The organism is Pseudomonas sp. AC083, from assembly GCF_979253165.1.
Window position 1 is genome coordinate 60,533 of sequence record NZ_CEEDDH010000020.1, and the last position, 12,565, is coordinate 73,097.

Genomic DNA, 12,565 nt, shown 5'->3' on the forward strand with positions numbered 1-12,565 from the left:
TGCCGCGAGTCATCACGATTCGCGGCAGGCCTCGCTCATTTCACAGGAAGACACCATGACTCTGACGGGCAACATGCTGATCGGCCAACAATCCGTGGCGGGCAATCGTCCGGCCTCTCGCGGGATTGATCCGGCGACCAACCAGGCACTTGAACCGCAGTACGCCGGGGCGTCAGCCGAACAGGTGGAACATGCCTGCGCCCTGGCCTGGGCGGCGCAAGACGCGTACCGCGAAACCAGCCTGAGCGCCCGTGCGGCATTTCTCGAAAGCATTGCCGAGCACATCGAAAACCTTGGCGATGAACTGATCGAACGCGCCCACGCCGAAACTGGTCTGCCGCCTGCACGCCTTCAGGGCGAACGTGGCCGCACCTGCTCGCAATTGCGCCTGTTCGCCCGTACCGTGCGCGCCGGTGAATGGCTGGACGTGCGCGTCGACAGTGCGCAACCGCAACGCCAACCACTGCCGCGCTCCGACTTGCGCCAGCGGCAGATTGCCCTGGGGCCGGTCGCGGTGTTCGGCGCTAGCAACTTTCCGCTGGCATTTTCCGTGGCCGGTGGCGACACCGCCGCAGCACTGGCGGCCGGTTGCCCGGTAATCGTCAAGGCGCACAGCGCCCATCCGGGCACCAGCGAACTGGTCGGCCGCGCAGTCGCGCAAGCGGTCAAAGCCTGCGCTCTGCCCGAGGGCGTGTTTTCCTTGTTGTTCGATTCTGGCTACGAAGTCGGCATCGCATTGGTCAGCGACTGGCGCATCAAAGCCGCTGGTTTCACCGGCTCGCGCACTGGCGGTCTGGCCTTGATGAAAGCTGCACAAGCGCGGCCCGAGCCGATCCCGGTGTATGCGGAAATGAGCTCGATCAACCCGGTTTTGCTGTTTCCCGCCGCGCTGGAAAATCGCGCGCAGGCGCTGGCCGAAGGGTTTGTCGCGTCGCTGACATTGGGCGCCGGGCAGTTCTGCACCAACCCGGGATTGCTGATTGCCCGCAAAGGCCCGGCGCTCGACGGGTTCCTCAGCGCGGTGGCTGAACTGATCCCGCGCAGCGCGGCGCAAACCATGCTCACGCCCGGCATCTTCGGTGCCTATCAAGCAGGCGTGACGGCACTGCAAGGCAATCCCCGTGCACGCGCGGTAGCGGTTGGCCAAGTCGCCGGCGGCCCGAATCAGTGTCAGGCGCATGTCTTCAGCACCGATGCAGCGGATTTTCTTGCCGATCAAAGCTTGCAAGCCGAGGTCTTCGGCGCGACAGCGCTGATCGTGCAATGCAGCAGTGACGAAGAAATCCGTCAGGTCTGCGCACATCTGGAAGGCCAACTGACCGCGACCCTGCACATGGATGACGCCGACCTTGCACTGGCGCGCACGTTGTTGCCAACCGTCGAGCGCAAGGCCGGGCGCTTGCTGGGCAATGGCTGGCCGACCGGCGTGGAAGTCTGCGATGCAATGGTGCATGGCGGGCCTTACCCGGCAACCTCGGATGCGCGCAGCACCTCGGTGGGCACTGCGGCGATCCTGCGTTTCCTGCGGCCGGTGTGCTATCAGGATTTCCCCGACAGCTTGCTGCCGACGGCGCTGCAACAGACCAATCCGCTCAACCTTCGGCGCTTGCTCGATGGCCAACGGGAAGCGACACGCCATGGCGAATAATCCTTCGCACGACATCGCCGTGGTCGGCGCCGGAATCATTGGCGTGGCTTGCGCATTGCGCCTGGCGCGTCAGGGTTTGCGGGTGGTGGTCATCGATCAGCAGGAACCGGGGCATGGCGCTTCGTTCGGCAACGCCGGACATCTGGCCACCGAGCAGGTGTTTCCGATCGCTGATGTTTCTATCCTCAAGCGCTTGCCAGCCATGCTGATGGACCCGATGGGGCCGCTGCGCCTGGACTGGAAATATCTGCCGCGCGCCCTGCCGTGGTTCACCCGCTTGCTGCTGAATCTGCGGCCCGAGCCTTTTCAGAAAACCGTCGCCGGCTTGCGCGCGCTCAATGAAAGCAGCCTGGATGCGTGGCAGCGCTTGCTCAGCGATATCCAGCGCACGGATCTGCTCAAGGTTGACGGCTCGTTACTGGTCTTCGAAAAACCTGAATCCCGTCAGGCCATCGAAGCTTTGCAGGCACGGCTGCATCAGCAGCAGGTGCCGGTGGATTACTGGCAGGCCGGGGCGATCCGAGAAACGGCGCCGCAACTCAGCGAACAGATTCAGGGCGGACTGTTTTTCCCGCGCACCGGGCATTTCCTTGATCCCTATCGGGTGGTCTGCGCACTGGTCGAAGCGGCTCGCAGCAGCGGTGTGAGTTTTCTCCAGCAGCAGGTTCAGGGCGGCTACGTGCAGGAAAAAGGCGTCTTATTGATAACGGGCAACGGCGGTGTGACGGCCAGCCGCGTGTTACTGGCCTGCGGTGCGCATTCGGCGAAACTGACTGCCGCGCTGACCGGCAAGCAAGTACCGTTGGACACCGAACGTGGCTATCACCTGATGCTGCCGCACGAGCATGATCGCCTGCCCTTCCCGGTCACCTCGCTGGAGCGCAAGTTCATCATGACGCCGATGCGCGAAGGCCTGCGCCTGGCCGGCACGGTCGAATTCGCCGGGCTGGAGCGGCCGGCGAACATGGCGCGCGCCTGGCAGTTGCAGCGCCTGAGCCAAGGCCTGTTTCGCAAAGATCTGAACGCTGATGGCGCGACACCGTGGATGGGCTTTCGTCCGTCGCTGCCGGATTCGCTGCCGGTGATCGACCAAGTTTGCGAGGGCAAGGTGTTGCTTGCCTTCGGTCATCAGCATCTGGGCCTGACTCAAGCGGCGGTCACAGCTGAGATGATCGGGAAAATGGTTTCAGGCGCCACCCTCGCATTGCCCAACGCTGAGCCCTACCGACTGGCACGTTTCTAAGCGTGCTTCAGCGCGTCGCCGTGATGCATGGCCAGGTGGCCGGTCTTGTCGCTCTTGACCTCGTACTGCGGCGCATCTTTCGAGGCCGGGCGGTGGCGGCCCATGAACTCGGTATCGCGAGTGTGCACCTTGACCACTTTGCCGTGGATCTCGCCGGCCTCGGAATTCCAGCGCACCGCGTCGCCGACTTTGAATGAACTGCTCATCATTGCGTCCTCGCCTCTGGCTGTTGGTTTATGGAGCCGCGCGCGTCGGAGAAATTCCGCATTTTGGCGAGGCGACCGAAGGCAGACAAAAAAATCGAACGGCGAAAATCACCCGCACCTCCAACCTGCACAAGCCGAAGAAAACGGCCATGACGAGGTGTGAGATGAATAACGATCAAGGCAAGCAAGGTGACGATCCGCTCCCAACCACGCCCGACTCGCTGAGTCCGGGGCGTACCGAGGTCGATCCGATGAAGGAACGCGGCATCGACGAGCTACCCGACAACGAAGGCGAAATCCCGCTGGATGATGACAGTACCGGCCTGGATCCGGAGCGCGTACGTCAGGAAACCGATAACGCCGAGATGGACGACCAGCCCAATCCGCGTTGAGCCTGAAACGGCAGCCATACGGCTGCCTTTCGGTTGCGCAATCAACAGCAGAATCAGGCAAGCATTTCACAGAAATGCACTACCTCGCGCTCCGACCCAGGCGCAACAATGGGCGTCCGACAACCCCATGGAGGATGCTCACATGCTCGTACAAGCCTACGGCGCCCACGCTGGCGACAAACCTCTTGAACCGATGCAGATCAACCGCCGTGCCCCGGCGGCGCACGACGTGCAGATCGATATCGCCTTCTGCGGCATCTGCCATTCCGACTTGCATCAGGTGCGCGCGGAATGGGCTGGCACGCAATTCCCTTGCGTCCCCGGCCATGAAATCGTCGGCCGCGTCTCGGCGGTTGGCGATCACGTCAAAAACTACAAGGTCGGCGATCTGGTCGGTGTCGGCTGCATCGTCGACAGCTGCCAGCACTGCGATGACTGCGAATCCGGTCTGGAAAATTACTGCGACGGCATGATCGGCACCTACAATTTCCCGACCCCGGACGCACCGAGCTGGACCCTCGGCGGCTATTCGCAAAACATCGTCGTGCACGAGCGCTATGTATTGCGCATCCGTCATCCCGAGGCGCAATTGGCCGCCGTCGCGCCGCTGCTCTGCGCCGGCATTACCACCTACTCGCCGCTGCGCCACTGGAACGCTGGCCCCGGCAAGAAAGTCGGCGTGGTCGGCATCGGTGGTTTGGGCCACATGGGCATCAAACTGGCCCACGCCATGGGCGCCCATGTCGTTGCATTCACCACTTCCGAATCCAAGCGTGAAGCGGCCAAGGCACTGGGCGCGGACGAAGTGGTGGTTTCACGCAATGCCGAGGAAATGGCGGCACACACCAAGAGCTTCGACTTCATCCTCAATACCGTCGCAGCGCCGCACGATCTCGACGCCTTCCTCGTCCTGCTCAAGCGCGATGGCGCGTTGACCCTGGTCGGTGCGCCTGCCTCGCCGCATCCGTCGCCGAACGTGTTCAACCTGATCACCAAGCGCCGCACCATTGCTGGTTCAATGATCGGCGGCATCCCTGAAACCCAGGAAATGCTGGATTTCTGCGCCGAGCACGGCATCGTCTCCGACATCGAGTTGATCCGCGCCGACCAGATCAACGAGTCCTACGAGCGCATGCTCAAGGGCGACGTGAAATACCGCTTCGTCATCGACAACGCAACCCTCGCCGGCTAAGCGCAAGCGCCCATCGGCAGCGCAAGGCTGCCGATGGCTTGAGGGATTCCATCGGCGCAATTTGACAGCGCCCGCGTTGCTCGCCAGAGTCGCACCCCTTTTTCCACCGCTGGGTGAACAGGGGTCGCCGTTGAACCAACAGACATTGTCCATGCGCCTTGAACGCGTCGCCGCTCACGTGCCGGTCGGCGCACGACTGGCCGATATCGGTTCCGATCACGCCTATTTGCCCGTTGCCCTGATGCGCCGAGGCCTGATTACAGCGGCGGTGGCTGGCGAGGTCGCGCGCACGCCGTTCCACGCAGCGCAACGCACCGTCAATGACAACGACCTGCACGGCCAGATCAGCGTGCGTCTGGCCGATGGCCTGGCGGCGATCAGGCCTGACGACGGCATCAGCGCCATCACCCTGTGCGGCATGGGCGGCGAAACCATTCGCGATATTTTCGACAGTGGCAAAGCCCATCTCAGCGGCCACGAACGATTGATCCTGCAGCCCAACGGCGGCGAGCAAGCGCTGCGCCAGTGGTTGATGGATAACAGTTACCGGATCGTTTGCGAAGAAGTGCTGCACGAAAATCGCTTCGACTACGAAATTATCGTTGCCGAGCGGGCCTCTGATCCGGTGACTTACGATGCCAGGGAACTGTTTTTCGGACCCCTGCATCTGCAGGCGCGCTGCCCGGCATTTCTGCACAAATGGCAACGCAGGCTGAAGCAGCGGCAGAAGACGTTGGGGCAGTTTACGCGAGCGCAACAGGCGTTGCCGGAGGACAAAATTCTTGCGCTGAAGCAAGAGATGCAGTGGATCAGCGAATTGCTCGGGTGACTGTGCCGCCGTCTTCGCGAGCAGGCTCGCTCCCACAGGAAATTGCATTTCTCCTGAAGAAACACGGTCAACTGTGGGAGCGAGCCTGCTCGCGAAAGCGGTGGGTCAAGCTACAGAGCAACCAAGTTGGCCGCAGCCGTCGGAAAAACAAAAAGCCTGCTGTTAAAAGCAGGCTTTTTCGTGGGCCGTGAACTTACTTCTGCTGCGTCAGCGCCGAGTAGCTGTTCATCAGGTTGCGGTAGTTGGGAATGCGCTGCGACAACAGATTGCCCAGGCCTTCAATGTCGTTGCGCCAGTCGCGGTGCAGCTCACAAGCCACCGAGAACCAGTTCATCATCTGCGCGCCGGCCTGAGTCATACGGCTCCATGCGGCTTGTTGCACGGTGGTGTTGAAGGTGCCGGACGCATCGGTGACCACGAACACATCAAACCCTTCCGCCAGCGCCGACAGGGTCGGGAACGCGACACACACATCCGTGACCACACCGGCAATGATGATCTGCTTGCGCCCGGTGGCCTTGATTGCCTTGACGAAATCTTCGTTGTCCCAAGCGTTGATCTGGCCTGGACGAGCGATGTACGGCGCGTCCGGGAACATTTCTTTCAGCTCCGGCACCAGCGGGCCGTTCGGGCCTTGTTCGAAGCTGGTGGTAAGGATGGTTGGCAGGTCGAAGAACTTGGCCAGATCCGCCAGCGCCAGCACGTTGTTCTTGAACTCGTTCGGCGAGAAGTCCTGCACCAGCGAGATCAGACCGGTCTGGTGATCCACCAGCAGTACGATAGCGTCGTCTTTGTTCAGGCGGTTGTAGGTTGGAGTGGTCATGGTGTGCGTCCCTTTTCAAGTTTTGAAGTTTGTTGTTGCGTTCAAGTTGGGTACAGATTACTGACGCACAGCAAAGGGATAAATCGCTTGAAAAGGGTTTCACCGTCCACTCAAACGGGACAATCATTCGAGGCCCGCTCTGATTAGATACACCACAGTACAAATGATGTACCTCAGCCCCCATTTATCAACTCGGCACAACTTCCTAAAGTCTCTTCCAACAGCCACCCGCCACCCTGACGGGCCAGCGACAGAGGAAATCATCATGAGCACATCGAAAAAAGTAGTTGTCATCACCGGCGCCTCGCAAGGCATTGGTGCAGGTCTGGTCGAAGGCTTTCGCGCCCTTGGCCATCAAGTGGTCGCTACTTCGCGCTCGATCAAAGAGTCGAGCGACCCGGATGTCCTGACCGTCGCCGGCGACATTGCCGATCCGCAAACCGCCGAGCGCGTGATTCGCGCCGCTGTTGCCCGCTTCGGTCGCGTCGATACGCTGGTCAACAATGCCGGGATCTTTCTGGCCAAGCCGTTCACCGCTTACAGCCAGGCGGACTACGCCCAGGTCGTGGCGACCAACATGAGCGGCTTCTTCTACATCTCGCAACTGGCCATCGCCGAGATGGAAAAACACGGCAGCGGCCACGTCGTCAGCGTCACCACCAGCCTGGTCGATCATGCAATCGATGGCGTGCCTTCGGTATTGGCGTCGCTGACCAAGGGCGGCATCAACGCCGCGACCAAATCCCTGGCCATCGAGTACGCCAAGCGCGGGATTCGGGTCAACGCCGTGTCGCCGGGCATCATCAAAACGCCGATGCACGCTGAGGAAACCCATCAGGCGCTGGGCAGCCTGCACCCGGTCGGCCACATGGGCGAAATCGACGACATCGTGCAAGCGATCCTCTACCTCGACGGGGCAAATTTCGTCACTGGCGAGATCCTGCATGTCGACGGTGGCCAGAGCGCCGGCCATTGATCGAAACCCTGCAACGCCGCCGGTGGATACCGGCGGCGTCGTTGGTTGTGGTACACAGAGGATGAACGTCCGTCGATCCTCGGTGCGAGCCACAATGAAACGCCATTTTGAAGATTTGCAGTTAGGCAGTATCGAACTGTTCTGCCTGGCCGCCGAAGCCGGCAGCTTCACCGCCGCCGCGCAACTGGCCGGGGTCACGCCGGCCGCAGTGAGCCGGTCGATTCTGCGTCTGGAGCAACGCCTGGGTTCGCGACTGTTCGCGCGCACCACGCGCAGCATTCGCCTCACCGACGCCGGCCGGAGCTTCTTCGAACAATGCAGCCAGGCGCTGACGCAACTGGTTGAAGCGCAGCAGGAAGTCATGGGCGCGCAGACTTCGCCGTCGGGGCGACTGCGCATCAGCCTGCCGACCACCTACGGGCATCACCGCATCCTGCCGCTGCTGCCGAAATTTCGCGCGTTGTACCCCGAGGTCACGGTCGATGTGCACTTGGGCAATCGCAATATCGACTTCGTTGAAGAGGGCTACGACCTGGCGATACGCGTGCGCGCGCAACCGGACTCGACCCTGATCGCGCGTCTGCTGGAAGACGCCGCCCTGGTGGTGGTCGCCGCACCTGAATATCTGCATAGAGCCGGCACGCCGCAGACGCTGGACGATCTCATCGCGCATGAGTGCATCCAGTTCGAATTGCCCAGCAGCGGGCGGCGGATTTCCTGGCTGTTTCAGGAAAACGGCCGAGACCTGGAAGTGATCTCCGACGGTGGCTATTCCTGCTCCGATGACGTGCTCGGCGGTGTGACGCTGGCCAAGCACGGCGCCGGGCTGTTTCAGACTTACCGTTTCATCGTCGAGCAGGAACTCGCCGATGGCCGCCTGATGGAAGTGCTGCAACCGTACACCGGACGTTCGCGCCCCTACACCCTGCTCTACCCGCACGGCCGCTATGTGCCGCAACGGGTGCGGGCGTTTGTGGATTTTCTGCTGGGGTTTCGTGAGCAATGGGCAGGACCCGCCCGGTAATCAACCGGTCTGACGCAGGCGGCTAAGTTCCTTGGACGGCGGGCAGCCGAACTGGCGGTTGTATTCGCGGCTGAACTGCGAAGCGCTTTCGTAGCCGACGCGGTAACAGGCGCTCGAGACGTCCAGCCCTTCATTGATGATCAGCCGCCGTGCCTCTTGCAGGCGCAGCTGTTTTTGATATTGCAGCGGGCTCATGGCGGTGACGGCTTTGAAGCGGTGATGCAGCGCCGAGTTGCTCAGGTTGGCCACCTGCGCCAGCGCGTCGATACGCAGCGGCTCGGTGAAATTCTTGTTCAGCCAGTCGATAGCGCGCGTGACCCGGTGGGTCTGCGAATCGTTGACGGCGATTTCATACAGCAGATGCCCGTGCTGGCCGCGCAGCAGGCGGTAATACAGCTCGCGCAACGCCATCGGCGCGAGCATGCCGATGTCGCGTGGATTATCCAGCAGGCGCACCAGACGCAGCATGGTATCGAGCAATGTCACGTCGATCTTGTCGAGAAACATCCCGCGACCGGCGTCCTGTGGCATGCCGGTCAGCGGCGATTCGGCTATCAGTTGCGTCAGTTGCGCCGGATCGAAATCCAGCCGTACGCAAAAATACGGCGCCTCGGGCGAGGCTTCGATCACCCGTCCCGACACCGGCAATGTCACCGACACCACCAGATAATTCAGCGGGTCGTAGAGGAAGCGTTCGTCACCCAGCCCGACTTCCTTGCGCCCCTGCACGATCAGGCACAGCGCTGGCCGGTGCACAACGTGAATCAGCTCGGACGGGCCATCGAGACGGATCACGTGCAGCGGCGCAATCGCCGTTTCGTAGGAGCCTGGCGCATCGAAGCGCTGAGTCAGCAAGCGCACCAGTTCGGCGCGATACACCGCCGTGTCGTGGAGGATGGAAGCGTCGTGGTTATCCATGCAAAGGGCCTCGAAAGCAGACGAAGGTGGGTCAACTGCGGAGGAAGATTAGCCAGTTTTATCCAGCGGCGACTAGATCAAAGATGCTGCAGATTTGCCTGATTCTGCGTGCTCGTCTTACTGGCAAAGCCATGGGCGCGTTATCACACGCGCCCTTGGCTTCTCACCCGACTATCAACCCGCCGTTACCGTCATGCCGCCATCGGCCATGACCACCGAGCCGACCATGAAACTGGCGCGGTCGGAGGCCAGAAAGGTCACGATCTCGGCGATCTCTTCCGGCTGCGCCGCCCGACCGATTGGCGCCGCTTCGCCGTGCTGCGCGAGGAAGCCCGGGCCGTCCTCGACCACATCGTTGAGAATATTGGTCACCACATCGCCGACGCCGATGGCATTGACGCGAATGCCGTGTTCAATGACTTCAAGGGCCAGCGTGCGGGTCAACTGTGCCAGCGCGCCTTTGGAAGCGGTGTAGGCGGCAATGGTCGGAAAGGCAAAGTACGACGCATAGGAAGCGATATTGACGATCGCGCCGGACTTGTTCGGGATCATCGCCTTGACCGCTTCGCGGCAGTGCAGGAAGGCGGCCGTGGCATTCACTGCCTGGATCTTTTCCCAGTCGTCGCGGCTCATGTCGATCACTGCTTTGTTGATAATGATCCCGGCGTTATTGACCAGAATATCCAGGCGCCCGAACTGCTCGACGGCAAGGCCTACTGCACGTTCGGCGGCGCCGTCCTCGGTGATGTCCGCCACCAGCGGCACCAGATCGGGACGAGCCAGTTCTTCGACAGCCGGGTTGAGGTCTTCGGCAATCACCTTGGCGCCGCGAGCGTGCAGCATCAGCGCAATCGCCTTGCCGATGCCACTGGCCGCGCCAGTGACCAGTGCAACTTTACCGGCGACTTCTTGTGGCAGGGTGTGGTTGAAATCAGTCATGGTTTTAACTCCTCGATAGCGAATCGGTGTTGCGCCTGATGGCGCGGTCGTAAACACGGCTTCACTGTCGCGCACTCTCCGCCGCCGGGCTTTCGGGCGATTGCCGGGACTGTCGGAGTTTTGCGCTGGAATTTCCTGCCCGCCCGCCCTAACCTGCAAAATCATTCACAGCCGAAGCTTTTGATGGAGCGTCCTGTGCCCCCTGCCAGCCCCGCTACACCGACAATCAGCCAGCCAGCGCGCATCGCCGCCGAAGCCATGCCGGAGCATCTGCCCGGTATTGCGGAAACGACCACGCCGCGGCCGCAGATCAAGGATGCAGTGGTGCAGCTGTTCCGCCATCAAACCCTGCTTGAGCCGATCCGCGTGCCATGCGTGGCCGAACCGCTGCTGGTGCTGGTATTGGCCGGCACTGCCCGGGTCGAAGAACGTTCGTTGGGTGGAGAATGGCAGGCGAGCCAGGTCACGGCGGGCGACTTCTTCCTGACCAACACCCGCGAACCTTATGAAATGCGCTGGCAGACCGAAGGCTGTGAGGTGCTCGAAGTCATGCACCTCTACCTCGGTCTGGGCCTGATCGAACAAGCGGCGCGCGAAGCGTTCGGCGAACAGGCCGGTGCAGTGACGTTTGTCGACGTGTCCGGTGCGCGTGACGAGCAGGTCAGCTTCATCCTTGAGCAACTGCGCATCGAACTGACCGAACAGCGCCAACCCAGCGCTCTGCTGGTGCACAGCTTGGCTCAGGCGTTGGCGATCCATCTGCTGCGTCATTACCTCGACCCCGACAGCAACCCGCGCCGCGACAACGCCCTGCCCGCTTACAAACTGCGCCGGGTGATCGAAGCCATGAATGCGAATCTGGCGGAGGATTTCAGCCTCAGTCATCTGGCCGCCATCGCCGGGCTGAGCGACTACCACTTCAGCCGCACCTTCAAGCGCGCTACCGGTTTATCGCCCTCGCAATACTTCATCCGCCTGCGCATGAGCCGCGCGCGTCATCTGTTGCTGGAGACCGCAGGCAGCGTGATCGACATCGGCCTGGAGGTTGGCTATTCCAGCCCCAGCCATTTTTCCCAGGTGTTCCGCCGCGAAGTTGGCGTCACGCCTAGTGCCTACCGCGATGCGCCACGCGGGGCCTGAAACCTGTCGAAAAGCGATGCAGCAGAATTGGGCAAATCCCGTGGAGAAATCGATTAATAGCCCATGAGCCGCCGCGCTTAACCTTCTTCCAAGCCCACTCACGGGCACACAGAAGAGGACGACATCATGCTGAACATTCAAGACAAAGTGATCGTGATTACCGGCGCCAGCAGCGGCATCGGCGAAGCCACCGCACGCCTGCTCGCCGAACGTGGCGCCAAAGTGGTGTTGGGTGCACGGCGCACCGAGCGTCTGGCAGTCATTGCCGTAGAGATCAATAGCGCCGGTGGCCACGCGCAGTTCCGCGCACTGGACGTCACCGATCAGCAGGATGTGCAGCGCTTCGTCGATTTTGCCGTGGAGCATTACGGCCGTGTCGATGTGCTGGTCAACAACGCCGGGGTCATGCCGTTGTCGCGGCTGGACGCGCTGAAGGTCGATGAGTGGAACCGCATGATCGACGTCAACATCCGTGGCGTACTCCACGGCATCGCCGCCAGCCTGCCGTTGATGCAGCGCCAGCGCGCCGGGCAGATCATCAACATCGCCTCAATCGGCGCTTACGCGGTCAGCCCTACTGCGGCGGTGTACTGCGCGACCAAATACGCCGTACGGGCGATTTCCGAAGGCTTGCGTCAGGAAGTCGGCGGCGATATCCGCGTCACCGTCATCGCACCGGGCGTGACTGAATCGGAACTGGCCGAGAGCATTTCCGATGAAGGCGGCCGCGAAGAGATGAAGTCATTCCGCAAGATCGCCATCCCCGCCGAAGCCATCGCCCGCGCGATTGCCTACGCCGTTGAACAACCGGCGGACGTGGACGTCAGCGAACTGATCGTGCGTCCAACCGCGAGCCCTTATTGAAACCAGGAGTCAATCTGTGGGAGAGAGCCTGCTCGCGAAAGCGCTGGGTCAGGCGAACATGATGTTGAATGCACCGCCGCCTTCGCGGGCAAGCCCGCTCCCACAGGTTTTTTGTGGCACCACCAAATCATTGGTCAACACGGAAAAATTGTGGGAGCGAGCCTGCTCGCGAAAGCGGTGGTTCAGGCGAATATGAAGTTGAATGTGACGCCGCCTTCGCGAGCAGACTCGCTCCCACAGAGGTGGTAGCACCACCAAATCATTGGTCAACACGGAACATTGTGGGAGCGAGCTTGCTCGCGAAAGCGGTGGATCAGGCAAACATGATGTTGAATGTACCGCCGTCTTCGCGGGCAAGCCCGCTCCCACAG

At 61.6% G+C, this 12,565-nt stretch carries 14 protein-coding genes; 9 read left to right on the forward strand and 5 right to left on the reverse strand.

All coding sequences use genetic code 11. The features are described 5' to 3' along the window. The first annotated feature begins 55 nt into the window (after positions 1-55). Together AC0IXA_RS23600 and AC0IXA_RS23605 are read left to right on the forward strand one after the other, a co-directional pair. Positions 56-1,648, forward strand: a complete 1,593-nt coding sequence (locus AC0IXA_RS23600) for an aldehyde dehydrogenase (NADP(+)) (RefSeq protein WP_471814596.1) — start codon at positions 56-58, stop codon at positions 1,646-1,648. Next, positions 1,638-2,891 (forward strand): NAD(P)/FAD-dependent oxidoreductase, encoded by a 1,254-nt coding sequence (locus AC0IXA_RS23605; protein ID WP_460154562.1) that lies wholly within the window; start codon positions 1,638-1,640, stop codon positions 2,889-2,891. Before AC0IXA_RS23600 ends, AC0IXA_RS23605 begins: the two co-directional genes overlap by 11 nt. On the opposite strand, the gene AC0IXA_RS23610 is transcribed toward AC0IXA_RS23605, so the two are convergent. Then, positions 2,888-3,097, reverse strand: coding sequence for a hypervirulence associated TUDOR domain-containing protein (locus AC0IXA_RS23610; protein ID WP_051600414.1), 210 nt, complete (start codon positions 3,095-3,097; stop codon positions 2,888-2,890). The two genes, AC0IXA_RS23605 and AC0IXA_RS23610, sit on opposite strands and share 4 nt — an antisense overlap. A 164-nt stretch (positions 3,098-3,261) precedes the next feature. Here AC0IXA_RS23610 and AC0IXA_RS23615 point away from each other — a divergent pair, with 164 nt between their 5' ends. From AC0IXA_RS23615 to AC0IXA_RS23625, 3 genes are all read left to right on the forward strand, one after another. After that, a complete protein-coding gene (locus tag AC0IXA_RS23615; RefSeq protein WP_471814597.1) occupies positions 3,262-3,489 on the forward strand; it encodes a hypothetical protein in 228 nt (75 codons plus the stop codon). A 142-nt stretch (positions 3,490-3,631) separates the two neighbouring features. Beyond that, entirely contained in the window at positions 3,632-4,681 is a 1,050-nt protein-coding gene (locus tag AC0IXA_RS23620) for an NAD(P)-dependent alcohol dehydrogenase (RefSeq protein WP_471814598.1), read from the forward strand. A gap of 130 nt (positions 4,682-4,811) precedes the next feature. After that, positions 4,812-5,510 (forward strand): tRNA (adenine(22)-N(1))-methyltransferase, encoded by a 699-nt coding sequence (locus tag AC0IXA_RS23625; RefSeq protein ID WP_471814599.1) that lies wholly within the window; start codon positions 4,812-4,814, stop codon positions 5,508-5,510. A 193-nt stretch (positions 5,511-5,703) separates the two neighbouring features. On the opposite strand, the gene ycaC is transcribed toward AC0IXA_RS23625, so the two are convergent. Then, entirely contained in the window at positions 5,704-6,333 is a 630-nt protein-coding gene (gene ycaC / locus AC0IXA_RS23630) for an isochorismate family cysteine hydrolase YcaC (protein WP_016774235.1), read from the reverse strand. Positions 6,334-6,598: 265 nt separating this feature from the next. Here ycaC and AC0IXA_RS23635 point away from each other — a divergent pair, with 265 nt between their 5' ends. Continuing rightward, positions 6,599-7,309, forward strand: a complete 711-nt coding sequence (locus AC0IXA_RS23635) for an SDR family NAD(P)-dependent oxidoreductase (protein WP_016774234.1) — start codon at positions 6,599-6,601, stop codon at positions 7,307-7,309. Between the two features lie 94 nt (positions 7,310-7,403). Then, positions 7,404-8,333, forward strand: a complete 930-nt coding sequence (locus tag AC0IXA_RS23640; protein ID WP_471814600.1) for a LysR family transcriptional regulator — start codon at positions 7,404-7,406, stop codon at positions 8,331-8,333. Here AC0IXA_RS23640 and AC0IXA_RS23645 read toward each other — a convergent pair whose 3' ends face one another. Together AC0IXA_RS23645 and AC0IXA_RS23650 are read right to left on the reverse strand one after the other, a co-directional pair. Continuing rightward, a complete protein-coding gene (locus AC0IXA_RS23645) occupies positions 8,334-9,251 on the reverse strand; it encodes an AraC family transcriptional regulator (RefSeq protein WP_471814602.1) in 918 nt (305 codons plus the stop codon). A gap of 174 nt (positions 9,252-9,425) precedes the next feature. Beyond that, positions 9,426-10,190 (reverse strand): SDR family NAD(P)-dependent oxidoreductase, encoded by a 765-nt coding sequence (locus AC0IXA_RS23650; RefSeq protein ID WP_016774231.1) that lies wholly within the window; start codon positions 10,188-10,190, stop codon positions 9,426-9,428. A gap of 258 nt (positions 10,191-10,448) precedes the next feature. Here AC0IXA_RS23650 and AC0IXA_RS23655 point away from each other — a divergent pair, with 258 nt between their 5' ends. Together AC0IXA_RS23655 and AC0IXA_RS23660 are read left to right on the forward strand one after the other, a co-directional pair. After that, entirely contained in the window at positions 10,449-11,330 is an 882-nt protein-coding gene (locus tag AC0IXA_RS23655) for a helix-turn-helix domain-containing protein (RefSeq protein WP_471814621.1), read from the forward strand. 126 nt (positions 11,331-11,456) lie between these two features. Next, positions 11,457-12,194 (forward strand): SDR family oxidoreductase, encoded by a 738-nt coding sequence (locus AC0IXA_RS23660; protein WP_471814603.1) that lies wholly within the window; start codon positions 11,457-11,459, stop codon positions 12,192-12,194. Positions 12,195-12,242: 48 nt separating this feature from the next. On the opposite strand, the gene AC0IXA_RS23665 is transcribed toward AC0IXA_RS23660, so the two are convergent. Further along, the coding region (locus AC0IXA_RS23665) for a hypothetical protein (RefSeq protein WP_471814605.1) at positions 12,243-12,565 on the reverse strand (323 nt) is incomplete at its 5' end.